Raw genomic sequence first — 23,940 nt, 5'->3', positions numbered from 1 at the left:
CTACCCAGCTGCTACCATTGCAATAAACCAAGCCAGCATAGCTCCTATAGCACTTACCACCAAAAACACTGAATACAATATCCAACCTACTATCTTATAAAGAAAAAACGGATGTTGTTTTAAGCGCTCAGCCAAGTTAGGGTTCTCTAATTCATAGAGAGCTTCATCAATTCGCTTCTGCCTTTCTCCTTCTTGTTTTATTTCTTGCTTTTTCTTAAAAGAAATTAATTCTCCACAATTTTTACAAAAATCAGAGTTTTCAGTAAACACTCCACATTTAGTACACTTGATGTTTTTTGATACTTTAGGCATCTTCTTTTACAAATGAATATTTATTTTGTTTTCTATAAGGACGAATTATCAAGCGAGTTTCTCTATCAAAACGAATATAACTATACACCCAGTTCATAAAAACAATTACCTTATTTCTAAAACCTATTAAAGAGAACAGATGCACAAACATCCACACAAACCAAGCAAAAACTCCTTGAAACTTCCACTTAGGTAAATCGACTACAGCTTTATTTCTTCCAATAGTTGCCATAGAACCTTTGTCATTATATTTAAAAGGTTTTAGTTTTTTTCCTTTTAATTTAGCTAAGATATTTTTCCCCAACAACTCACCTTGTTGAATTGCTGGTTGTGCCATCATTGGATGTCCACGTTCATAATCTTTTGTTTGCATACAAGCAACATCACCTATAGCATATACATTTTCATATCCAACCACCTTACTATATTCATCAACCTTAAAACGATTCGCTCTCTCTATCAAACAATCTTGCTCTAAACCACCTATAACATCTCCTTTTACACCAGCTGCCCAAATAACCGTTTCTGCTTTAAAATGATCACTACCATTAGTCGTTACTGTTTCACCATCATAATCTATCACTCTAAGATTTTTCCAGACATCCACTCCCAGCTTGATTAAAAAATCTTCTGACTTTTGCGATGCCTTACTACTCATTCCACTCAACAACTCATTCGTACCTTGAATAAGATTTATCTTCATTTGACGAATATCTAAATCGGGGTAATCTTTAGGTAAAATTCCTTTCTTCATTTCCGCCAAAGCCCCTGCTAATTCGACACCAGTTGGACCACCACCTACAATTACAAAATTCATCAAAGCCCTTCTCTTTTCAAGGTCTGTTTCCAATAAAGCTTCTTCAAAGTTTTCTAACACCAAACTACGAATATTTAATGCCTGTGGAACTGACTTCATTTCCATTGCATATTTTTCAATATTCGTATTTCCAAAAAAGTTTGTAGTTGAACCTGTGGCAATAATTAACTCATCGTATTCTAAACTTCCTATTGAAGTTTCTATCACATTCAGTTTTGCATCAACATTAGTTACTTCCGCCAAACGAAAGTAAAAATTCTCTACATCGTTAAAACGTTTCCGAAGTGGAAAAGCAATACTATCAGGCTCTAACCCTCCTGTAGCAACTTGATATAATAATGGTTGAAATGTATGATAGTTATGTTTATCTATTAAAACTACCTGAAGTTCTTGGTCTTCTAATCCTTTAGCAGCAGCCAATCCTGCAAATCCCCCTCCTATAATTACAACTCGAGGAAAACTGGTTTGTGGTATATTCATTTAGATTTATTAAAGTTAAAATCTAAACACAAATTTACTGAATTTTAATGATATTCCCTTTTCAAATCTTGCTTTAGTAACTGTAAGGATTTATTTGAACTCATCAAGTTTAATATTATTTCTTTTCGCAATACATCAATATCTTCATCGTAGTATTTCGCCCACTTATATTCTTTAAATAAAGTTTGAATTTGCTTTAAGCGCTTATGAACCAATTCTGAAGTCATTAAAAAAACATTTTCACCTACCTTATTTCCTACTCTTTGGATTTTCACTTGCTTATTTTCAAAGTCAACTTCCAAATAAAAAACCTTATCAACATCATTCAATGGATAAAAATCCTTCCAATTAGCATAACCAACGTAATAGTTTTGGTTTCTATAGTTCTCAATTCCTTTTATTTTCCATCTACAATTAGCTACTCTACCCCAATGATTAGAATATCTATACACACCATCTTCTGTATAATAATACAAACTACCAGATTTACTTTGATAATGTGCAGACTTCCCTTTAAAAAAATCGATTTCCTTTTTCTCAAACTCACAATAGGTATGTTTGAAAAAATTATACTTATAATATTCTTTCAATTACAACCTATTTTTAAGTTTTGTAAACTCCTGTTCCAAAAACAATAATTTCTCTTCTAACACATCATTAAACTCTGGTAATCTTTTAAAAAAAGCGTAACGAATACGCCACAACTCTTTTATATCAGACAATGCATAGGTTTTATCTTCAATATTTTTATGATCTGCTCTTAAAACAATTTCATCATTCGTTACATATAATCTTCTTAAAATAAGCTCGTCATTTACCAACACCAAAGCCAACACACCGTTATTTAACTTCTCTATCACATCCTTAGGCACAAACTCTCCAACAACAACATCTTTGGGAAACAAACCTTTATCATGGTTTGTCATTTCTAAATTCCTAACAGTATATCCTCTAAACACTTTCTCTGTATTAATAGGTAAGTTCAAAACAGGCAAATCACCCACAAATGCTTTTTTATTGTAATACTTAATGTAATCAGCAACCTTCTTTTCAGTAATACATGGAACAGAAGCAAACATTTCCTTATCCATATCATCAGCTTGCAACGTAATATCATCCTTAAACTGCAACAACTTATTTACAGTTAATTCAGAAGTTAGCAAATCATCTACCTTAATACTAAAATGATTAGCAATCTTTATTATCGTATCTATTTTAGGCTCACTCCTACCTTCCTCGTAAGCCCCTAAAGTAGCGCGTTTTAAATCAAAAATCTCAGCAAAAACCTGCTGACTTAATCCTTTAACCCCTCTTATTTTTTTTATATTCTTTCCAAAAAACGACATGTTTTGCTAATTTTATTTGCAAATTAAATTATTTTACCTATCTTTACACTAACAATATTAGCTAATACTTTTGATATTTGCTATTTTTTTTAGTTAAAAATCAAAATAAACAAAAAAACAACTAACCAAACTTTAACAACTATGATACTATTTACTATATGTATGACCGGACTTGTTTTCAAATCTTTTTTGTAATATTACAAACGCTAAAAAGAGAAGAAAACAAAATTATAAACTACTAATTTCATTGCTAATGAACAATCACTATTTAAAAACAAAAAACTTTTTACAGGAACTTAATGTAAACATTATTAAGGAAGACGAAACTGAGGGGATTTTTGTTATTGAAAAAGAAAGTTTTGGGATCAAAAACTTAATTATAGGAGTTGCTTACCCAATAGTTATTATTGAACAATTCATCTTTAAAGTTAATCAACCAAACGAAGAAATTTTTAAGAGTTTACTAAAAAAGAACAGAGACATTGTTCATGGTGCCTTTGTTTTAGACGACAGCTATGAGCGTGTAATTTTTAGAGACACTTTACAATTAGAAAATTTAGATTTAAACGAATTAGAAGCTAGTTTAAACTCTTTGAGTTTATTACTAAGCGAATATTCTGAACAAATTATTACATATTCAAAATATTAAAAAAATATTATTATGAACATTTTTAGAAGATTATTTAACATAGGAAAAGCCGAAGCTCACTCTGCCATTGATAAAATGGAAGACCCTATTAAACTAACAGAGCAAGGAATAAGAGACATGAAAAAAGACTTAGATAAAAGTCTTGAAGCATTGGCTCAAGTTAAAGCTATGGCTATTAGAGCCAATAACGATAAAGAACAATACACATCTAAAGCTGAAGACTATCAAAACAAAGCGATGCTTATTTTGAAAAAAGCTCAAAATGGTGATTTAGATATGGCGGAAGCTGATCGTTTAGCAAAAGAAGCTTTAATTAAAAAAGAAGAAGCTACAAACCACATTACCAGAACTACAGAAGAAGCTGAAAGATTTAACAAATCAGTTGCTCAATTAGAGAAAAATGTTTCTGAAATAAAATCGAACATCAGTAAGTGGGAAAATGAGCTAAAAACTTTAAAAGCCAGAGTTAAGGTTAGTAATGCTACTAAAAACTTAAACAAGCAGATGGCTGAGATCGACAGTTCTAGTACAGTTTCTATGTTAGAGCGTATGAAAGAAAAAGTACAACAAGAAGAAGCTTTAGCAGAAGCTTATGGAGATATCGCTAATGAATCTAAAAGTATAGACGAAGAACTAGACGCTATTGTAGACACAACTGAAGCTAGTGCTATGAGCGATTTAGAAAAGCTTAAAAAGCAATTAGGAATGGATAATAAAGATAAAGAAGTATAATATTGGACTCACTAACCGACTTAGTATTTTCAACAGTCAATGCACCATTAACAGTATTACTTATTGCTTTAGCGGCATATAGAATATTTACTATGGTATTAGGATTAGATTTGGACTTTGACTTAGATTTTGACATCGATGTAGATGTTGATACAGATATTGGTATCGACTCTACAGGTGTCGATCTTGAAGATGTTACCAATATAGAATTAAAAAAAGATACAGTAGTTGGTGAAAAAAGAAAACCTTTAAAATGGTGGCAAGTAATTTTACTCTACTTCAATTTTGTAGAGTTACCCTTTCTTTTCACTTTTACTTCATGGGTATTCTTTTGGTGGTCAATAACAGTGATTACAACCTACCTAACAAATAGCTATGAAAATTCTTTTGGTGTAATTATATTTTTACTTGCAATGATTCCATCTTTAATTCTAAATAAATTTTTCACAACTCCTTTTAAATTCTTTTTTAAAAAACTTGAGAGAAAAGGTGTTAAAGCATTAGATTTAATTGGAAGAAAAGGAGTCTTAATTTCTAATATTTCAAATAAAAAATTAGGAAGTGCCAAATTATTTGTAGAAAATGACCCTATAAACATATATGTAAAATCTTTAAATGGAAATGAAATAAAATCTGGTGAAGAAATTCTAATTATAAAACAATCATCAGATAAAAAATACTATTACATTCAACTATATAAATAAATAACTATGATTTCAAAACTATTAATTTTTGCGCAAATTAACGTAATGGACATTGTTTGGATGGTTGTTGGCGGACTAGCCTCAGTTGTTCTACTTTTCGTTATTATAATTGCTTTATTTTACAGAAAAATACCTCAAGGACAAGCTTTAGTAAAAACTGGATTTGGTGGTACAGCTGTAGCCTTTGACAAGGGAATGTATGTGATTCCTGTCCTACACAAAGTAGAGATTATGGATATTTCTGTAAAAAAAATAGAAATAGATCGCTTAGAAACAGATGGACTAATTTGTAAAGATAACATGAGAGCTGATATTAAAGTAGCTTTCTTCGTTAGAGTTAATAAATCTAAAGAAGCTATTATTGAAGTAGCACAAACTATCGGATGTGCAAGAGCTTCACATATCGAAACACTTGAAGAATTATTTGAAGCAAAATTCTCAGAAGCTTTAAAAACAGTAGGGAAAAAATTTGATTTCGTTCAATTATATGAATCTAGAAGTGAATTTAGAGATGAAATTATTAGCGAAATAGGTAGAGACTTAAATGGTTATACTTTAGAGGATTGTGCTATTGACTATTTAGAGCAAACTCCTGTAAATTACTTAAAAGCTGATAATATTTTAGATGCAGAAGGTATTAAGAAAATTACTGAATTAACTGCTGCACAAAACATAAAGTCTAACTTAATTAAGCGTGATGAAGAAAAAGTTATCCGCAAACAAGATGTAGAAGCTAGAGAAGCTATTTTAGAGTTAGACAAACAATTAGCAGAAAAAGAAGAGCAACAAAAAAGAGAAATTGCTAATATTAAAGCCCGTGAAGAAGCTGAAACACTAAAAGTTGCTGAAGAAGAGCGTTTAAAATCTGAAACGGCAAGAATAGCTACTGAAGAAAAAGTACAAGTTGCGGAAGAAAATATGCAACGTCAAATAATTGTTGCTGAGAAAAACAAAATACGTACAGAAGCTGTTGAAACAGAAAGAGTAGAAAAAGACAGAGCTTTAGAAGCTACAGAACGTGAACGTATTGTTACACTTGCTCAAATTGAAAAAGAGAAAGTTGTAGAGGTTGAAAAGAAAAACATTCAAGATGTAATTCGCGATAGAGTAATGTTAGAAAAAGGTGTTGTAGAAGAAAAGGAAAACATGAAAGACATCGAAGCTTTCAAAGGTGCTGATCGTGAAAAGCAAGTTGCTATTACGTTAGCTGAAAAATCTGCTCAAGAACAATTAATTAAGCGAATTAAATTAGCAGAAGCAGAAAAAGAAGCTGCGAAGCAAAAAGCAGAAGAAATTAACATCCATGCACAAGCACAAAAAGAGGCTAGTGAAAAAGAAGCAGAAGCTAGAAAAACATTAGCGGAAGCTAAAGCAAAAGAAGAAGCTACTATTGGTATGTCTGAAGCACAAGTAATGCACGCTAAAGCAGATGCTAACGAACGCCAAGGATTAGTAGAAGCTACAATTATTGAGAAAAAAGCAAAAGCTGAAGCAGCTGGAACCTTAGCAAAAGCTGAAGCTCTTAAAGAAGAAGGTATTGCTGAAGCAGAAGTAATCAAAGAAAAAGCATTAGCAAAAGCAACTGGTGATAAAGAGATCGCTTTAGCTGAAGCTGCTGGAATTGAAGAAAAAGCAGAAGCTATGAAGAAACTTGACGGTGTTGGTAAAGAGCACGAAGAATTCAAGTTACGCTTAGAAAAAGAATTAAAAGTAGACTTAGCTCATATTAATGTTCAGAAAGATATTGCAGATGCACAAGCACAAGTTATTGGTGACGCATTGAAAGCTGCTAATATTGATATTGTTGGTGGTGAAACCATGTTCTTCGATCAAATCATTGGACAAATCACAAAGGCTAAAGGATTTGATAGACTAGTACAACACAGTGATAACATTCAAGATGTAAAAGATGCTATTTTAGGAAGTGATGATGTAAAAGGTAACCTACTAGACAAAGTAAAAGACTTTGCTACCAAATACGGAATTTCTTCTGAAGACATTAAAAACTTAACAGTAGCCAACCTTTTAATGGACTTAAAAGGAAAAGCAACTAGTTCAGATGATGAAAACCTTTTTAGTAACCTATTCAATTTAGCAAAAGGATTAGGTTTATCTAACCAAAAGTTATCATAAACAACTTTTACAAAGAGTTTATCATATCGATAAACTCTTTGTTTTCTTAGTTATTTTATAACAAGAAAATTAAGGTGTCTCACATACACCTAATATTTTATTGTTTCTATTTATTTAAAACCACACTTTTAAAAGTACATGGAAAACCAAAACAATGCACAGCAATTAGATGGCGGCACCTATGAAATCATTCAAAGTAGATTGCAAAAACAAAAGCAAGATCTACAAGAAAGATTGCATACCCTTAATGAGGACAGAAAACATGTTTTTGGAGCTATAGAAACCAAATTAATTGCTAATGATAGAATTAACACCGAAAACAATTGTATTGCCAGAGATATAGTTTCTTTAGGTAACATCTCTATTTTCGGATACAATGTTCACTTCGGATTAAGAACAGACATCAAATTATCGGATGTGTTTAGTATTTATGAATTTAAAGAACAACGCTTCCACATTCAGTCTTTAGATCTACTAAACGATCCTGTTTTTATTGATGATTTTACCAATCTTTATAAATATTATAGAAATACTATTTTCTCAAAATTTGCTGTAATTGGAAACTATTTATACATGGTTTTTCAGTTAAGCGAAAACAAAAGTGATATTAAAGCTTTTAAATGGCTTATCAACGAAAATAGCCTTCAATATATTGATAATAGAAGTGAACACGAATATAAATTCCCTACACAACACGAGTTTAAATGGCAGGAAGTAACTCGTGATATGCACCGATATGGAACCTACTCTCATGTATCTATTTTAGATAAGGTTTTTGTAGAAACCATTGGAGGAGATTTAACTATTAAAATTGAAGACAACACAGACGAAGGAAGAGGAATTCTTTCTGAACCTGTTGAACATACAGATCAAACATTAGACGATGGTCAATTCAGGTATGGTAATTTAGGAAATCTTATTACCCTAGAAGTAAAACCATTTCAAGAACCATCTCGTTATTTTGTTTACAACCACAAACTTCAGGAAGTTCAAAAAATAGACAGCATTAAAGACACTGCTGTTCAGTTACCAGATGACCATGGTATTATATTTCCCAACGGATATTACCTACAAACTGGAGAATATAAACTTTTTGAAAACGATGCTAAGGAAGTAAAATTCCAAGAAAAAATAGTATCTCCTAACGGAGAAGACTTCTTATATGTATTTTATGCAACCATCCGTGGTTTATACATTTTAATGTCATACAATATCATAGAACAAGAAGTTAAAACACCTATAATTTGTAATGGTTTTACAGTATTACAAAATGGAGAACTTTGTTATTTTAAAACAGAAAACGAACAAACCAAACATCATGTAGTTCAGATTTGGCAAACTCCTTATTTGAAAGGAGACTTTATGCCTTCACAACATGAAAACACATTATTATACAAAATAGGAAACAAAGATATAGTTCGTGCCATGGCAGAGTGCCACGAATTAATTAACCTATTAAATAAAGAAGATAATTATACCGGTTTATATAATGATATTGCAAAAATATCGAAAGACATAAACGACACATATTATTGGTTACCTGAAAAAGAAACTTCACAGTTAAACATTCCTATTGCTCAAATAAATGAAGCTGCAAATGCTGCTATTGAAGAGTTTGAGAAGGTAGTTCAACTAAAAAAACAAGCTGAAAAGGAAACTAAAAATATCAATCAGAAATCTGATGAGTTATTCAGCAAAATAAAAAGTACTTCTTTTAAATCTATTGACGACTTTGTTGTTCTGTTAAATCAATTACGAACCTTACGAGGAGAAGTAATCAGCTTACATGATATTCGATATATAAATGCAAATCTCTTAAAAGAATTAGAAGAGCAAGTTGCCGAACAAAACAACCTTATTTCTAAACGTTGTGTTCAGTTTCTTTTAAACGATAAAGCATTAGAACCTTACCATAAGAGAGTTTCAGAAAAAGAAGAAGCTTTACCAAATATTAAAAAGGTAATAGACGCCAAAGCTCTAGAGAAAGAAGTTAATCAGATTACTTCCGATTTAGAAATGCTAATTGATATTGTTTCAAATTTAGAAATCGAAGATACTTCACAATCTACTAAGATTATTGATAACATCTCATTAATTTTTGCTACATTAAATCAATTAAAGTCTGGTATTAAAAATAGCATCAAAAGCTTAGGAAGTAAAGAAGCTAAGGCCGATTTTAATGCACAATTAAAGCTAATTGATCAAAGTATTATCAATTACATAGACATTGCTAATACACCTGAAAAATGTGATGAATTCTTAACCAAAACAGCTATTCAACTTGAAGAGTTAGAAGGGAAATTTGCCGATTTTGAAGAGTTTATTACTCTGATTATTGAAAAAAGAGAAGAAGTTCATGCCGCTTTCGATAACAGAAAGAATAGCTTAATTGAAAAAAGAAACAAGAAAACTGTAGCGTTACAAACAGCTTCAGAAAGAATTTTAAAAGGTGTAAGCAAAAAAGCACTTACTTTCAATTCAACTGAAGACATCAACGGATATTTTGCCGCTGATTTAATGATTAATAAAGTTAGAGACATTATTAGTCAACTAAAAGAATTGGACGATATCGGTAAAGCAGAAGCTATTGAAACACAATTAAAAGTTGCAAAAGAGGATGCTCTTAGAAAGCTAAAAGACAAGCAAGAACTGTACGAAGACGGTGAAAATGTAATCAAATTAGGAAAGCACAAATTTGGGGTAAACAAACAATTACTCGACCTTACTATTGTTTATAAAAACGAAGAGTTATATTATCACTTAACTGGAACCGATTTTTACGAGGAAGTTTCAAATCAAATCTTACTTAATTCAAAAAAATATTGGGATCAAGAATTAGTTTCAGAAAACAACACTGTTTATAGATCTTCATTCCTAGCTTTTAAATTATTCAATAAATTTAAAGAAGAAGAATTAATCAACCTTACTGAAGAAGAGCTACTAAATCTAATTAGAAAAGAAAGTAGCAACTCTTATGCTGAAGGCTATATAAAAGGTGTTCATGATGTTGATGCTGCAAAAATATTACACACATTAGTACATAAACATCACGAACTTGGATTACTAACTTTTACTCCAAACGTAAGAGCCTTTGCTCAATATTTCTGGAACTCGTTAACCGAAGAACAAAAAACAAACTACAATACTTCAATTAAGGCTTCTGGTGAAGTTTTAGCTGTGTTTCCAAATAGCACTGCTTACGATTTTATTATTGATGACTTAACTGATTATTTAAATAGTTTTTCGGAAAAAACACAGCTTTTTTCAAATGAACAATCTAAAACTATTGCTAAGTATTTATTCAATGAATTAAAGAGTAATAATACTTTTCATACAAGTCCAGAAGCCTTAGTTTTAAAAGAAACATTTATTAAAACTTTAGACAGGCAAAATGCTCTTCATAAATTTAAAGCAGGTGTTGAAAAACTCGAAGAGTACACTGATAAGATTCAATTAGCAAAACAATGGGTAAGCTCTTTCATTAACGAAAAAGCTCCTACCGAAACAAACTATATAAATGAAGTTGTTGTTTTACTATTGTTTGAAAACCTATCAGCCTTAAACCCTATCAATGTTCATCCAAAACAAACATTACAAGGATTAAAAGGTAATCATACTACAATTAACGAAAACACTATTGAATTTGACTACCATAATTTCATTGAAGAGCTTACTCAATTTAATCAAAATGAAGTACCTAACTTTATACAATATAGAGAAGCAAAACATCAAGTAACTGAAGAGTTAAAAGAAGAATTAAAATTAGAAGAATTCAAACCAAGAGTACTATCTTCTTTTGTTAGAAATAAATTGATAGATCAAGTTTACTTCCCTTTAATTGGTGATAACCTTGCCAAACAATTAGGGACTATTGGAGACAATAAGCGCACCGATAGAATGGGAATGCTATTATTAATTTCTCCTCCTGGGTATGGTAAAACCACCTTGATGGAATACATATCAAACCGATTAGGATTGGTATTTATGAAAATTAATGGTCCTGCAATTGGTCATGAAGTAACTTCAGTAGACCCAATGTCTGCTAACAACTCAGCATCAAGAGAAGAGTTAAAAAAATTAAACTTGGCTTTTGAAATGGGAGACAATGTAATGTTATATCTAGATGACATCCAACACTGTAATCCAGAGTTTTTACAAAAATTTATTTCTCTTTCTGACGGAACAAGAAAAATAGAAGGTATTTACAACGGAAAATCTAAAACCTACGATTTAAGAGGAAAAAAATTCTGTGTTATTATGGCAGGAAACCCATATACCGAAAGCGGTGACAGATTTCAGATACCAGACATGCTTGCTAACAGAGCTGACATATACAATTTAGGAGATATTATAGGCGATACAGCACATTTATTTAAATTAAGTTTAATAGAAAATTCTTTAACCTCTAACCCTGTTTTACATCAACTTAGTAGTAAGTATTTTGATGATGTTTACACGCTAATTGACAAAGTGGAAAATAACACACGGGAGGTTAATTTAAAAGGAAATCACACCAAACAAGAAGTACAAGATTACATTGCAGTACTTGAAAAAGTGATTACAATTAGAGACACTATTTTAAAAGTGAATCAAACCTATATTCAATCAGCAGCAATGGAAGACAGTTACAGAACCGAGCCTTCTTTTAAATTACAAGGTTCGTATCGTGATATGAACAAATTAGTTGCTAAAATTGTTCCTATTATGAATCAAGATGAATTAGGACGTTTGTTATTATCTCATTACGAAAGTGAATCACAAACCCTAACATCAGCAGCTGAAGCCAATCTTTTAAAATACAAAGAACTAATTAGCGCTCTAACAAATGAAGAAAAAGAACGTTGGGACGACATTAAGAAGATTTTCCTTAAAAACAACAAACTAAATGGTTTAGGAAACAAAAATGAGATGACACAAATTCTAAGTCAAATGATGGCATTTACTGAGAACTTGGAAGGAATAAAATCTGTTTTACAGAAAGGATTAGAAAATAAAAATTAACCACAACCTACTACTATGGGATTTTTTGATTTATTCAAAAGCAATAAAAACGAAGAAGAAAAACATTACGATCCAATTAACATCAAAGTAACCGACTTAGAAAACGGTTACCTATTAGATTACGACTTAGAAACTTGGACAGTTACTAAAATGTCTGAATACGATTGGGGAAATAATCATTTCTCAAGAGAATTTGTAATTGAATCTAAAGGAAAGAAACGATTTCTTCATATAGAAGAAGATGATGAACTTATCATTTCTCTTTCAGAAGAATTAAAATACAGAAAATTAGGAGAAACTGTTACTGATTATATTGACACTAATGGAAAACCTCCAAAAAAAATTACACATCAAAATATTACTTATTACTTGGACGAAGAATCTCCAGGATACTATAGAAATGTAGAAAATGAAAACTGGGAAGAACTTATTTCTTTTTACTACTTAGATGAAGACGAAGAAAAATGTTTAACCATTGAACAATGGGACGAAAATGACTTTGAAGTAAGTATTGGAAAAATACTTAAACCATTTGAAATTAGTAATATTTTACCATCATACAACGAATAAACTATGCGACTTATCAACTATTTATTTCTTTTAACTATTAGTTTTTTAATAAGTTCTTGCAGCACTGAAAAAAAACCAAAATTTGTAAAATCACCTATCGATAATATCATCACTAAATACATTGACAAAAATGATTACAGTGTCATTTTAGCCGATATGGACTACAAAGAAGATACCGATAAATATTTTCATAAGTATCGAATTTTAATTGAAGAAAAACAACCAAATCTATCTATTGAACAATTAAAAGATAGCTTAGCAGAACCTACCGATATTAAAATTATTGACACTGACTGGAAAGAAGTTTCTCCTATAACTTTTGAAGAACATCAAAACGATTTAGGAATGACTATTCTAAGTAAGAAAAATGGAAAATTAGACAAAAACTCTGCCCCAGCTGGAGTAAATAATTATGTAGGAAATCCTAAATACGGAGAATGGAGAACCCATAGCGATGGAAGTTCATTTTGGGCTTTTTATGGACGCTATAGATTATTTTCTGATTTATTCTTCGGACCAAGATATGGATATGGTTACGGCTATCCTAGAAGAGACTGGGACGACTATAATAGAAACTATCGTAATAGAAAATCATACTATGGTAGCTCTAGCAAGTACGGAACAAATTCCACTGGAAACAAAAATACTTCTTGGGCAAAAAAGCCACAAACATTTAAAAGCAAGGTAAATTCAAAAGTTAGTAGAAGCGCTTCCAACATGCGTTCTAGAGGCTATACTTCAAGTAAAAGTTATAGCAAAAGAAGCAGAAGCAGCTCTAGATACAGCAGATCATCTTCTCGTTCAAGAAGCGGAGGCTTTGGTAAATAACAACTAACTTAAAAAGATTAAAATACAAATGGAAAACCTAACCGAATATATAGACATTATTAGCCTAGGACACTCTTTAGGCTATGTACTTTCTGCTTTTATCATCTTTTATTTAGGAAAGTTAATTTATAGCTTAATAAATAAGAAAATCAATATTGCACATGAACTTGTTGAAAAAGACAATTTTGCTTTTATTCTATCCTATACAGGTTATTTTGTAGGATTAGTTATAATTCTAGGAGGTGCAATTATTGGAGAAAGCGTTGATTTTTATACAGATTTATTTCACATTGGTACCTATAGCCTTATTGGTATTGTTTTACTGCATATTTCAATTCTAATTAGCAACAAGCTAATTTTACCAAAATTTGATATTAAAAAGGAAATTGTTGAAGATAAAAACGAAGGTACAGGAGTTATAGAAGCTTGTATCTACATTGCAAACGCTTTAATATTACATGGAGCTCTTATTGGAGAATCTGAAAGTTTTCAAGAAGGAATACTCACCTTTATTAGTTACTGGGTTATTGGAAATATTATGCTAATTATTGCTTCAAAAATCTTCACTTTATGGATTCGTTTTGATGTACATGATCATATTGAAAAAGACAATGTTGCTGTTGGAATAAGCTTTGGAGGTGCAATCTTAGCTATAGGAATTGTAATTATGAACGCCTTATTAGACCCTTTTATTGATTGGACTACTACTTTAATCGATGTTAGTTTACAAACTGTTTTAGGAATTATCTTATTACCAATAATGCGTTTCTTAACTGACAAAATTTTACTTCCAGGAAGAACACTAACAGACGAAATAATTAACCAAGAAAAACCAAATATTGGAGCTGGTTTACTAGAAGCATTTGCTTATGTTGGCTCAGCAATATTAATTACATGGAGTATTTAAAAAGTAATTCATTCGTACTTAAATCGGCAATTTTTGCTACTGGTTTTGCTGGAATTGTTGCAGAGTACGTTTTATCTACACTTGCCACCTACTTCATTGGAAACTCAGTTTTTCAATGGACTATGATTGTTTCTTTAATGCTATTTTGCATGGGGCTAGGTAGTAGACTTAGCCAGTATTTCACCAAAAACCTAGTGAGAAACTTTTTACTACTAGAGCTAGCATTATCTTTAATAGTAGCTTTCTCTTCGGTATTAGTATACACACTAGCTGCAATTTCATCTTATTACGATTTAGTAATTTATCTTTTAAGTATGCTTGTAGGCTTACTTATTGGTCTAGAAATTCCTTTGGTAGTAAGAATAAATAAAGAGTACGAAGATTTAAAAACCAACATCTCATCAATTCTTGAAAAAGATTATTATGGAAGCTTATTAGGTGGTGTATTTTTTGCTTTTATAGGTTTGCCTATTTTAGGACTTACTTACACCCCTTTTATCCTAGGGTTCATCAACTTTTTTGTTGCCTGTATTGTTTTCTATCGCTTTAAAGGAAAAATGATAAAAAAGCAATTCAAACCTATGCTAGGAAGTATTGGTATTGTTTTGACTATTCTTATTGCCGGAATGAGTTTTACAAACGATATTATTACTTGGGGAGAGCAAAAGAAATACAAAGACAAAGTTGTTTACGCAAATCAAAGTAAATACCAAAAAATTGTTTTAACCGAATGGAAGGATGAGCATTGGTTATACCTAAATGGAAACTTACAGTTTTGCTCTATTGATGAAGAAATGTACCATGAACCTTTGGTACACCCTATTATGCAAGCACATCCAAATCCACAAAAAATATTAATTCTTGGTGGTGGAGATGGTTGCGCAGTAAGAGAACTATTAAAGTATCCTTCTGTTGATAAAATTGACATGGTAGATTTAGACCCTAACATGACTAATCTAGGTAAAAACAACCCAATTCTTATAGACATCAACGAGGGATCAATGAATAGTGAAAAACTAACTATTTATAATAAAGATGCCTATGTTCACCTAGAACAAGACACAAAATCTTTTTACGATGTTATTATTATTGATTTACCAGACCCAAGAAGTGTTGAATTAGGTAGATTATACTCTCATGAATTTTACACTTTATGCAGACGTAAGCTAAGACCTAACGGATTACTTATAACACAATCTGGAAGCCCATATTTTGCTACAAAGGCATTTCAGTGTATAGATTTAACAATGCAATCGGCAGGATTCACTACAGTTCCAATGCACAATCAAATAATATCTATGGGAGAATGGGGTTGGATTATAGGAACTAAAAACAAGAATATTTCAAAAGAAACATTTAAAAAACAATTACAAAGCTTACAGTTTAATTCTATTACCACTAAATGGATTAACAACGAAGCAATGTTATTATTAACTTCTTTTGGAAAAAAAGATTTCTTTAATATCGATGCTAAAAAAATTGAAGTGAATAAGATTCAAAATCCGGTATTGTATCAATACTATTTAAAAGGAAATTGGGATTTATACTAATAAAAAAATGAACACTAGTTACAAACATATACAAGCCGAAATATACAATCTTCAGGAATGGATTATAGAAACCAATCCTGAGATTTTAAAAACCAAATTTGAAAAATTGCTACAACAAAGTGAGTTTACCATTTTAGCTTTTAACGAACATTATTTTGAACAACAAGGTTATACTTGTTTTTGGTTACTCGGAGAAAGCCACTTAGCGATTCATACATTTCCTGAAAGCAAAAAAACTTACATTGAGCTAAGTAGTTGTAATCAGGAAAAATTAAACACTTTTAAAGTTTTAATGAACGCATGAGTACTAAACAAAAACTAACACTCCTCCTTATAATTGCAGCCATATACAACCTACTAGTATATGGTTTGTATTATTTTGAATCAAACTTTGAAAACACTAACATTCATAATCTTGCCGATGCTTATTGGTATTCTTTAGTAACCCTAACAACTGTTGGTTATGGTGACTTCTACCCTATTACTTTTTGGGGAAGATTAATTGGAATACTTTTCGTATTGGGAAGTCTTGGTATGTTAGGATACATCGTTACAGAATTAAGCTTAAAAATATCAGAATACTTAAAAAAAAGAGAAATGGGATACTTTGGAACAGATATGAACAACCACTGTATAATTATTGGCTGGAATACTTTTTCAAAACAAGTTGCCGAACAAATAATAAATGCTGGAGAAGATTTAGCTATAGTTGTTAATCAAGAATCAGATCTAAAAACAATTAAACAAATTTACTCAGATAAAAACTGTTTTGTTTTATTAGCTGATTTAAACGATTATAAGGCTTTAGAAAAAATAAACATTACAAATTCAAGAAGAGTTTACATTAGTTTTGAAAACGATACTGACTCGTTAGTTTATACCATTAGTTTAAAAAAGCGATTTGAAAAAGTGAATTGTGTTGTTGCTATAGAAAATATAGAATTAAAATCGTCTTTTAACTATTTAGGAGTACAATTTATTATTCCTAAAAAAGAAATAGTTTCTAAGTTTATAGCAAGCTATATATTCGAACCTAATGTTGCATTACTTACCGAAGATTTAATATCTACTTCAAACGACAAGAGTAATTTAGATATTTGCGAAACTAAATTAACAGCAAATCACAACTATATAAATACACGTTTTTTAGACACTTATATTGATTTAAAAGAAAAATCAGGAATTACTTTAGTTGCTCTAAGTAGAGATGAACAGTTGATTAAAAATCCAGAAAACAATCTAATACTTAAAGAGAATGATGTCTTGGTTTATATTGCCAACGGAGAAAACAAACTCTATTTAAACTAGTTTATGGAACTCCAATTAAACGACATTTTATCAAACATTCCTCTATTAAAGAAAAAAATAGCTGAAATAAGTTTCAAAAACCAAGTTGATAGTGATCAATTATTAATAGAAATGGTAAAGTTTCTAAACCTAATTCATATTACTAATGAAAAACTAAGTCCATCTGTATTAGTTGATTTAGCTTGGCATGAATTTATTTTATTTACCCGATACTATAATGAATTTTGTTTAACTCATTATTCAAGGTTTATACACCACACTCCTAGTGAAAACAGCGAACCAAAAACATTTCAAAAAACAATAGAACTTTATATAAAACACTACAACAAACCACCAGAATCCATTTGGGGTTCGTATGCTATAAAAGAATGGGAAGCTAGCGATTGCGGAGCTTGCCACAATTAAAAATCAACTTATGTATTTAGAAGGTATTATTACCATTGACCCATCTCAACTTACAGAGATTAAAAAAGTAAAACCAACTAAAGCTTTTAAAAAGTTTTTTCACCACCTAACTCTAGGCGCTATTTCTGACAAAGAAGAACGCGAAACTTTTACAGCTGTTGCTATTTTACAGCAGCTAAACGCTACTTTTAGAAGTTTAAATATTACTAATATTATTAAAATTGCTCATGATGACATCAATTTTTATCATGATCAAGACGGAAAAGAAAATGATTTAAAATATGCGCTAGACAAATATGAAATTGAAATAAATGACGCCATGTCTATTCATTTCAAACAATTAAAACTTGTTTTGGAACACGAAGACAATGGCTTTAAATATTTAATAGAAACAGAAATTAATAGAGACCATAAAATTGGTGTTTACCCAATTGTTATAAAAATTTCTGGATTGTTTAAAGAATTCAGTAAAGGAGATATAATTAAAAAAATAGATCAAACAATAGATTCACAAGATAAGTTTGAACAATTTAGACAAAAGAAAACAGACCAGTTTGACAATTTTATAGACCAAATTAGATTCGGCATAATAAAACAAATAGAAACAGACGATATACAAACCTACACAAAAACTAAACAAATATTATTCAAGAAAAAACCTGTCTTAAATAAGGAAACAAATCAAAACACACAAAGAGGTGGTATTTATGAAAAACATCATGGTTTTGATGATTTTGTATTCTATAGTTTTATATGGTCTGATATCATACATAAAAAACCTTCAATTGTAATCAAAGATTCTTATTATGAAAATGACAAAGGTGAAGATTTAGGGTACGCTAAAGAAGTGGAAACTTCAAATGATATTTTTGATAGCGAATCTAATAGCGAAACCGTAAACTCTAGCACTTTTGATGAAGATCCTTTAAGTATTAATGAACCTGAGGTTACAGAATCTACTAGTTGGTTTGACTCAAGCTCATGGGGAAGTGATTCCGACCCTAGCTGGTTCGACTCTGATTCTAGCTCATGCTCAAGTTGCTCTTCATGTTCAAGCTGCTCTAGTTGCTCTTCTTGTGGAGGAGATTAATAAAAAAGAAACCACTGTTTATTAGTAAACAGTGGTTTCTTTTTTGAATTTATTTCTTCTAATATTAATTCCCAAAAACAGTAATCACAATTTTTCTCCTACCTCCATAATTACGATGTTCTCCTAAATAGATTCCTTGCCAAGTTCCTAAGTTTAACCTTCCGTTGGTTATTGGTATTTGCACCTGACAACCTAGCATAGAACTCTTAATATGAGCAGGCATATCATCTGCTCCCTCATAATCGTGCTTATAATAAGGCATATTTTCCGGAATCATTTTATTAATATGCGACTCGAAATCTTCTCTAACAGTAGGATCTGCATTTTCGTTAATTGTTAAACTAGCAGATGTATGCTTTATAAAAGCCTGAAACTGCCCTTTCATAATAGTTTGTATTTCTGGAATAGCATTTTCTAAAATATCAGTAATAATATGATACCCTCTTCTAAATTCTGGTAATTGGATTTCTTTTTGATATATTTTCATAATCCAAAAATAACAAAAGCCACTAATGTAATATCAATGACTTTTAAAACAAACAACTTAATCAAAATCTATAAAAGTTAGTTCTTAATTTAAAATCTCTAGGCTCATCCTTACTTTTTTCCCTTATTACTAAGGCTCCTCCCCAAACACTTTTATCTTTAAATATTCTTTTCATAATTGCCTTCATATCTTTGTAAGCCATTTTTTCTAAAGATTGATCTATGGACACCCAAGCCACATCACTACATGATGGTGGAGGCTTTATAGTTCCTGAAACATAGCTTGCTTGGTAATAATGCATCAACGTTGGCTTAGGATATCCTTCAAAATGAAAAGTAAACAAACCTCTTAATTTGATATCTTTCACTTTTACCCCAACACTTTTTGCCATGCTTTTTACAAACTCTTTCATAGCAAAATCTCCAGCAAATTTTCTTCCTTGTATCTCCCAATCATTTCTCCACTTCACTAGCAACACTTCTTTGGAACTATTTGTTATTACCAGTTTGATAAATGAATAATTTGGTTCTGTTTTTTTATTCTGAGCAGTTAGACTAAAAGTCATTAAAAAGAATACTGCTACAACTATTTTCTTATACATTCGTTAATTCAGAATTAAGAAAACCGAATTGTAATAAACAATTCGGTTTAAAATAATCAAAAAATAGGATTTTATTCATCTAAATAATCCTCTAAAACTGTAATCCACCCCTTAACTGGATCCAGTAATAGTTTTTCAGTATTTGCCGTGTACTCTAATTGAATAGTTCCTGTTGCTACTGGATCTATATTTTGCCCATCTTTATATGCCCAAACAGTAACTTTTAAATCATATGTTTGCCCTTCTTTTAAATCGTCTTGAGCTTGCCTTAACAACTCTAAAAATGCATAATCTGCAATATTATTTGAACGGTTCACTGTTACTTTTGGATAAAAGAAATAGAAGTCGTTTTTATACTTATCTAACTGCGGAATATTTTTAGCAAACTTTGTACTAGTTTTTCTCAATTCTTCTCTTCCTGTTTTCTTTCCTGCCATTTCATAAGTAATATTAAACCAAGAACCTGGATGAGAAACCGATAAAGGCTGATCAAAATAAGGCTTAAATGCTACTGTTGAACCTAACTCTTGTTTAGTAATAAAGTTAGCTACTTTTTCTACTGGCTGATTTGATCTTGAACTTCTTAAATAGTTAGTTCCTTTAGCAAAAGCAACTTTCCCATGATAATTTTTATACGAATCGAAACGCATTAATTTCTTTTTAGTTTTAGCCATTTTAAGTGAATTCAAATCACTTATAATCATATCTACTTTTGCTTGTGCTGTTTCAATATCCCAAGTATCTAAATCGGCTTTATTCTTTGCCATTACCTCGATTACTGTTCTTTTTGAATCTAATGGCACAGATTCATCATAGCTATTTATACTTCTATCAGTTTGTTGAGTTTGTGCAATTACTCCTGGAGCCACTTCAAAAACTTCTATGTATGATTTTGCTGATGATGACATCCATACAAAAAACATCTTTACTTGTTTTTTTCTAAAATAACTTTCTTTAAAGTTCATTTTTAACTGTGGATTCTCCTGCTTTCTTTCCCAGTAATGCAACTGATTTACAACCTTCCCTTGATCTTCTTTAACAAATTTAAATCCGAAAGCTTTTTTATCTTTTAAACCATGATACTCTCCACTCATACCAAGTTCATCGTTTACACTATTTAAATATCCAAATGTTCCTGATGATGCTCCTGATGATTTTGAACCTCTTTTTGATTTCTTTTTAGAAGTTACTTTTTTTATTAAACTTTTAAATTGTGCGTTCGTTTCTGTAGTACCCCCTAGAAACATCATTGCACTCAATACACATGTTAATATTACTTGTTTTCTCATTTTAATTTAATTTTTAGTTTAGTTAAAAATTTAGTTTTATTGATTTTACTTGTTTTGTTATTCTTCCATTATCTCCTCTTTTACCATTTCTTCCTCTACTTGAATGTGAATACTTAGGAGCTCCTCCATTTCCACCGTCTCCCCCTTGGTTATTAAACTCTATATTTAGTTTTGTTACAGATGGATCTTTTATTAGTAAGATATTTCCTCCAGCTCCTCCATAACCACCATTTCCTCCGTTTGGTGAACTTTTACGACCTTCATCTCCATTCATTCCTCTTCCTCCTTGATTATTGATAATTAACTTTGTATCAGTAGTCAGCTTATACCTAGCTACGTGCTTATTTTTGGTAGTATTGTAAATGTCTATTTTATTCAGTTTAACCCCAGTTTGTTTATGACTTACTGTTTTTACTTTTATGGTAAGATTATCACCTCTTCCTGCATGCTGTCCATCTTTACCTTGAAAAACAGTTACGTATTTATGACGTTCGTGCCCCCAAAATCCCTGTTGATTAACTTGAATAGAAACATTGTTAGTTGTATTGATATGCTTTTTTGCTTTTAGCTGCGGATGATATTTAGAAGTTATTTCCAATGTTACTCTATCACTCTTTAATGATTTTGCATCTTCATCTACCCTTACTTCATCAATAGTATTGCTACATCCTTTGTGTGTTAACTTGAAATCACTCCAAGGAATTTTTCCACCTAAATTTTTTGTTGATAATTTACTTCCATCTTTAAGTGTTGCAATTACTCCATACTTTATTGCTTCTGAAAAATGCGCTACTTTTTTTGGTGTGCTTACCAACTTAATTTCTATACTTTTAACCTCCTTAGCTTCTAAGGAATTTTTCTTCCTCTCTACTTCAACCAATGCCGCTTTTTGTTCTTTCACTTCAGCTCTTGCTGTAGTTTGGTTTTTAAATACAGATTTAGAATACTCTTCTACTAGTTTATTTAGTTCATTATATTTTTTTGAAAGGCTACCTCCTTTTGTAAAAACATATTTTGTAGTTGCTTCTTCTTTTCCATTCCAACTATAATACACTCCTATTCCATTTACAAACGTTAATCGGTAGGTAGAAAAACTAAAATACGCTGGATGTCCTGGTACATCTGGTTTGAAATTCTCATCCAAAATCCCAGCCCTCTTTACTAAAACATTTGAAACATTGTTTCCATCTTTTGTAAATGTTATTGGCCATTGCTTTTTTACTTTGACCATTTTGTATTTTTTGTACGAAACTTTTTCAACTTTAAAAACAGTATACTTGCCCGACTGAAATGCTTCTAATATTTTATTTTGATTTTCTTGAGCCTGACATAAGACTGTCAAAAACATGAATATTACTGAAATACTTTTTCTCGTTTTAAACCCCATTTTTGCTTTAGATTATTTTGAGACAAATAAAATTCAGTTTTCAATATTTAGTCATAAATTACTTCCGAATGAATAATTTTCTTTTCCGAAAAGAAATATCTACAAACAAAAAAAGGCCTCCACATAACTAATTGTGAAGACCTTACAACATAAAAACTATTTCACTCTTAAGTCAAAAAGCTTTATCAAACTTAAATTCTCTACTTTTTTTAATCCTATTATAAAACTATACTTCTCTTAATAAATGCTCCTTCCTCAGTCTTCAATCTAACTATATATTTTCCTCTTTTTAAATTTGGTAACTTAATTGTATTAAACCCTTTTCCTTTAAATTTAGTTCTCGCCTTGACAATCTCTTTTCCTAAAGAATCAAAAACAAATACTTTGGTTTCTCCTTTTGGAATTCCTGTAACTCTTAAAACTTTTTTATTCCACATAAAAACAATTTTGTCTATTTACATTCATGGTTTATACACATATAAATTAACGTGATATTTAACTTATTTCCATTTTTTCATTTCCTAATTACCTTTTTTAACTTCCAAAAATAAAAACCACCTATTTCAATTATAGGTGGTTAGTTTTCTTATTAAAATTTTGTTTAAATTCCTAAGAACAAAAAAGTTCTTCAAAATACTCTTTATAACTCTTACTAATCGGTATTTTAAAATCTGTTTTCAATTTTACTTCTTTCTCTTTTTTAGAGTATATTTCTATTTGATTAACGTTGATAATCCACGATCTATGTACTCGAGCAAAATCATTATCTGTACATAATAATTTTTGATAATAGCTTAGCTTTTTAGCCACCACATACTTTTTATCATTATTAGTGTAAATTATAGAATACATTCTATCGGCCTCTATACATAAAATATCACTTAAGCTTACAATAGCGTAATCTGTTTTATAAGGAATTGCAATTCTTTGAAGTTCTTTTTTATTACTCTTTAAGACTTCTAAATTAACATTAGAATTCCCTACATTTTTCATTACTTTTTTTACAGCCTCTTTTAATCTTTCTATATCAATTGGCTTTAATAAATAATCTATCGCTGCAACCTCAAATGCTTTAATCGCATACATATCATAAGCAGTTATAAAAACGATTTGAAAATTAATATCTTCAAACTCTTCTAAAAGTTGAAATCCATTTTTTCTTGGCATTTCAATATCTAAAAAGACCAGTTGTGGTTTGTTGCTTTTTATTTCTTCAACCGCCTCATCTACATTAGAAGCCTCTGAAACCACTTCAATTTCTTTGCAAAAAGCATTTAATAAATATTTTAAATTCTCCCTTGCATTCAACTCATCATCTACTATTACCGCTTGTATCTTTGTCAT

General features: G+C 30.6%; 23 protein-coding genes. 13 read left to right on the top strand and 10 right to left on the bottom strand.

Features of this window, described 5'->3' with window-relative positions:
• The 4 genes from F7018_RS14100 to F7018_RS14085 are packed head-to-tail and all read right to left on the bottom strand — an operon-like array spanning position 1 to position 2,955.
• Entirely contained in the window at positions 1-312 is a 312-nt protein-coding gene (locus tag F7018_RS14100) for a hypothetical protein (RefSeq protein WP_150900739.1), read from the bottom strand.
• The gene (locus tag F7018_RS14095) at positions 305-1,609 is read right to left on the bottom strand and encodes an NAD(P)/FAD-dependent oxidoreductase (protein WP_150900738.1); all 1,305 of its coding nucleotides are present in this window, start codon (positions 1,607-1,609) and stop codon (positions 305-307) included. The genes F7018_RS14100 and F7018_RS14095 overlap by 8 nt, the downstream gene beginning before the upstream one ends.
• 44 nt (positions 1,610-1,653) lie before the next feature.
• Entirely contained in the window at positions 1,654-2,199 is a 546-nt protein-coding gene (locus F7018_RS14090) for a hypothetical protein (RefSeq protein ID WP_150900737.1), read from the bottom strand.
• Positions 2,200-2,955, bottom strand: coding sequence for a helix-turn-helix domain-containing protein (locus tag F7018_RS14085; RefSeq protein WP_150900736.1), 756 nt, complete (start codon positions 2,953-2,955; stop codon positions 2,200-2,202).
• A 253-nt stretch (positions 2,956-3,208) separates the two neighbouring features.
• Here F7018_RS14085 and F7018_RS14080 point away from each other — a divergent pair, with 253 nt between their 5' ends.
• The 13 genes from F7018_RS14080 (at position 3,209) to F7018_RS14020 (ending at position 18,832) form a co-directional block, all read left to right on the top strand.
• On the top strand, positions 3,209-3,604 hold the full coding sequence (locus tag F7018_RS14080) for a type III secretion system chaperone family protein (protein WP_150900735.1): 396 nt from the start codon (positions 3,209-3,211) through the stop codon (positions 3,602-3,604).
• Between the two features lie 12 nt (positions 3,605-3,616).
• On the top strand, positions 3,617-4,336 hold the full coding sequence (locus F7018_RS14075) for a PspA/IM30 family protein (RefSeq protein ID WP_150900734.1): 720 nt from the start codon (positions 3,617-3,619) through the stop codon (positions 4,334-4,336).
• Positions 4,337-4,338: 2 nt separating this feature from the next.
• Entirely contained in the window at positions 4,339-5,040 is a 702-nt protein-coding gene (locus F7018_RS14070) for an OB-fold-containig protein (protein WP_150900733.1), read from the top strand.
• A 45-nt stretch (positions 5,041-5,085) separates the two neighbouring features.
• Positions 5,086-7,173, top strand: a complete 2,088-nt coding sequence (locus tag F7018_RS14065; RefSeq protein WP_150900784.1) for a flotillin family protein — start codon at positions 5,086-5,088, stop codon at positions 7,171-7,173.
• Between the two features lie 138 nt (positions 7,174-7,311).
• Complete coding sequence (locus tag F7018_RS14060; protein ID WP_150900732.1) at positions 7,312-12,174, top strand: DNA repair ATPase; 4,863 nt, start codon at positions 7,312-7,314, stop codon at positions 12,172-12,174.
• A gap of 15 nt (positions 12,175-12,189) precedes the next feature.
• Positions 12,190-12,744, top strand: coding sequence for a DUF4178 domain-containing protein (locus F7018_RS14055; protein ID WP_150900731.1), 555 nt, complete (start codon positions 12,190-12,192; stop codon positions 12,742-12,744).
• Between the two features lie 3 nt (positions 12,745-12,747).
• Positions 12,748-13,572, top strand: a complete 825-nt coding sequence (locus tag F7018_RS14050; RefSeq protein ID WP_150900730.1) for a hypothetical protein — start codon at positions 12,748-12,750, stop codon at positions 13,570-13,572.
• Between the two features lie 28 nt (positions 13,573-13,600).
• Positions 13,601-14,479 carry a DUF350 domain-containing protein gene (locus F7018_RS14045; protein ID WP_150900729.1) on the top strand — a complete coding sequence of 293 codons (879 nt, stop codon included), beginning with the start codon at positions 13,601-13,603 and terminating at the stop codon, positions 14,477-14,479.
• Positions 14,467-16,029, top strand: a complete 1,563-nt coding sequence (locus F7018_RS14040) for a polyamine aminopropyltransferase (protein WP_150900728.1) — start codon at positions 14,467-14,469, stop codon at positions 16,027-16,029. The genes F7018_RS14045 and F7018_RS14040 overlap by 13 nt, the downstream gene beginning before the upstream one ends.
• Positions 16,030-16,036: 7 nt before the next feature.
• Positions 16,037-16,333, top strand: a complete 297-nt coding sequence (locus F7018_RS14035) for an S-adenosylmethionine decarboxylase family protein (protein ID WP_150900727.1) — start codon at positions 16,037-16,039, stop codon at positions 16,331-16,333.
• Positions 16,330-17,337: a potassium channel family protein gene (locus F7018_RS14030; RefSeq protein ID WP_150900726.1), complete on the top strand. Its 1,008-nt coding sequence runs from the start codon at positions 16,330-16,332 to the stop codon at positions 17,335-17,337. The genes F7018_RS14035 and F7018_RS14030 overlap by 4 nt, the downstream gene beginning before the upstream one ends.
• 3 nt (positions 17,338-17,340) lie before the next feature.
• The gene (locus tag F7018_RS14025; RefSeq protein ID WP_150900725.1) at positions 17,341-17,742 is read left to right on the top strand and encodes a glycine-rich domain-containing protein; all 402 of its coding nucleotides are present in this window, start codon (positions 17,341-17,343) and stop codon (positions 17,740-17,742) included.
• Between the two features lie 10 nt (positions 17,743-17,752).
• Positions 17,753-18,832, top strand: coding sequence for a hypothetical protein (locus F7018_RS14020; RefSeq protein WP_150900724.1), 1,080 nt, complete (start codon positions 17,753-17,755; stop codon positions 18,830-18,832).
• A gap of 64 nt (positions 18,833-18,896) precedes the next feature.
• Here the strand turns inward: F7018_RS14020 and F7018_RS14015 are convergent, their stop codons facing one another.
• From F7018_RS14015 to F7018_RS13990, 6 genes are all read right to left on the bottom strand, one after another.
• Positions 18,897-19,319 (bottom strand): secondary thiamine-phosphate synthase enzyme YjbQ, encoded by a 423-nt coding sequence (locus F7018_RS14015; RefSeq protein WP_150900723.1) that lies wholly within the window; start codon positions 19,317-19,319, stop codon positions 18,897-18,899.
• Between the two features lie 61 nt (positions 19,320-19,380).
• Positions 19,381-19,920 (bottom strand): NUDIX hydrolase, encoded by a 540-nt coding sequence (locus F7018_RS14010; RefSeq protein ID WP_150900722.1) that lies wholly within the window; start codon positions 19,918-19,920, stop codon positions 19,381-19,383.
• 71 nt (positions 19,921-19,991) lie between these two features.
• On the bottom strand, positions 19,992-21,209 hold the full coding sequence (locus F7018_RS14005; protein WP_150900721.1) for a hypothetical protein: 1,218 nt from the start codon (positions 21,207-21,209) through the stop codon (positions 19,992-19,994).
• A 22-nt stretch (positions 21,210-21,231) separates the two neighbouring features.
• Positions 21,232-22,596: a hypothetical protein gene (locus F7018_RS14000; RefSeq protein ID WP_150900720.1), complete on the bottom strand. Its 1,365-nt coding sequence runs from the start codon at positions 22,594-22,596 to the stop codon at positions 21,232-21,234.
• Positions 22,597-22,814: 218 nt separating this feature from the next.
• Positions 22,815-23,033, bottom strand: a complete 219-nt coding sequence (locus F7018_RS13995; protein WP_150900719.1) for a T9SS type A sorting domain-containing protein — start codon at positions 23,031-23,033, stop codon at positions 22,815-22,817.
• Between the two features lie 172 nt (positions 23,034-23,205).
• Complete coding sequence (locus F7018_RS13990) at positions 23,206-23,940, bottom strand: LytR/AlgR family response regulator transcription factor (RefSeq protein WP_150900718.1); 735 nt, start codon at positions 23,938-23,940, stop codon at positions 23,206-23,208.

This window comes from Tenacibaculum aiptasiae, assembly GCF_008806755.1.
Lineage (GTDB): Bacteria > Bacteroidota > Bacteroidia > Flavobacteriales > Flavobacteriaceae > Polaribacter > Polaribacter aiptasiae.
The sequence above is the reverse complement of the archived record's forward strand: the minus strand, read 5'-3'. Positions and strand labels throughout refer to the sequence as shown.

Excerpts from the sequence above, each read along its gene's own strand:
- F7018_RS14100 (WP_150900739.1), bottom strand. The coding sequence starts at position 312 with ATGCCTAAAGTATCAAAAAACATCAAGTGTACTAAATGTGGAGTGTTT.
- F7018_RS14095 (WP_150900738.1), bottom strand. The coding sequence starts at position 1,609 with ATGAATATACCACAAACCAGTTTTCCTCGAGTTGTAATTATAGGAGGG.
- F7018_RS14085 (WP_150900736.1), bottom strand. The coding sequence starts at position 2,955 with ATGTCGTTTTTTGGAAAGAATATAAAAAAAATAAGAGGGGTTAAAGGA.
- F7018_RS14080 (WP_150900735.1), top strand. The coding sequence starts at position 3,209 with ATGAACAATCACTATTTAAAAACAAAAAACTTTTTACAGGAACTTAAT.
- F7018_RS14075 (WP_150900734.1), top strand. The coding sequence starts at position 3,617 with ATGAACATTTTTAGAAGATTATTTAACATAGGAAAAGCCGAAGCTCAC.
- F7018_RS14065 (WP_150900784.1), top strand. The coding sequence starts at position 5,086 with ATGGACATTGTTTGGATGGTTGTTGGCGGACTAGCCTCAGTTGTTCTA.
- F7018_RS14060 (WP_150900732.1), top strand. The coding sequence starts at position 7,312 with ATGGAAAACCAAAACAATGCACAGCAATTAGATGGCGGCACCTATGAA.
- F7018_RS14055 (WP_150900731.1), top strand. The coding sequence starts at position 12,190 with ATGGGATTTTTTGATTTATTCAAAAGCAATAAAAACGAAGAAGAAAAA.
- F7018_RS14050 (WP_150900730.1), top strand. The coding sequence starts at position 12,748 with ATGCGACTTATCAACTATTTATTTCTTTTAACTATTAGTTTTTTAATA.
- F7018_RS14045 (WP_150900729.1), top strand. The coding sequence starts at position 13,601 with ATGGAAAACCTAACCGAATATATAGACATTATTAGCCTAGGACACTCT.
- F7018_RS14040 (WP_150900728.1), top strand. The coding sequence starts at position 14,467 with ATGGAGTATTTAAAAAGTAATTCATTCGTACTTAAATCGGCAATTTTT.
- F7018_RS14035 (WP_150900727.1), top strand. The coding sequence starts at position 16,037 with ATGAACACTAGTTACAAACATATACAAGCCGAAATATACAATCTTCAG.
- F7018_RS14030 (WP_150900726.1), top strand. The coding sequence starts at position 16,330 with ATGAGTACTAAACAAAAACTAACACTCCTCCTTATAATTGCAGCCATA.
- F7018_RS14025 (WP_150900725.1), top strand. The coding sequence starts at position 17,341 with ATGGAACTCCAATTAAACGACATTTTATCAAACATTCCTCTATTAAAG.
- F7018_RS14020 (WP_150900724.1), top strand. The coding sequence starts at position 17,753 with ATGTATTTAGAAGGTATTATTACCATTGACCCATCTCAACTTACAGAG.
- F7018_RS14015 (WP_150900723.1), bottom strand. The coding sequence starts at position 19,319 with ATGAAAATATATCAAAAAGAAATCCAATTACCAGAATTTAGAAGAGGG.
- F7018_RS14010 (WP_150900722.1), bottom strand. The coding sequence starts at position 19,920 with ATGTATAAGAAAATAGTTGTAGCAGTATTCTTTTTAATGACTTTTAGT.
- F7018_RS14005 (WP_150900721.1), bottom strand. The coding sequence starts at position 21,209 with ATGAGAAAACAAGTAATATTAACATGTGTATTGAGTGCAATGATGTTT.
- F7018_RS14000 (WP_150900720.1), bottom strand. The coding sequence starts at position 22,596 with ATGGGGTTTAAAACGAGAAAAAGTATTTCAGTAATATTCATGTTTTTG.
- F7018_RS13995 (WP_150900719.1), bottom strand. The coding sequence starts at position 23,033 with ATGTGGAATAAAAAAGTTTTAAGAGTTACAGGAATTCCAAAAGGAGAA.
- F7018_RS13990 (WP_150900718.1), bottom strand. The coding sequence starts at position 23,940 with ATGACAAAGATACAAGCGGTAATAGTAGATGATGAGTTGAATGCAAGG.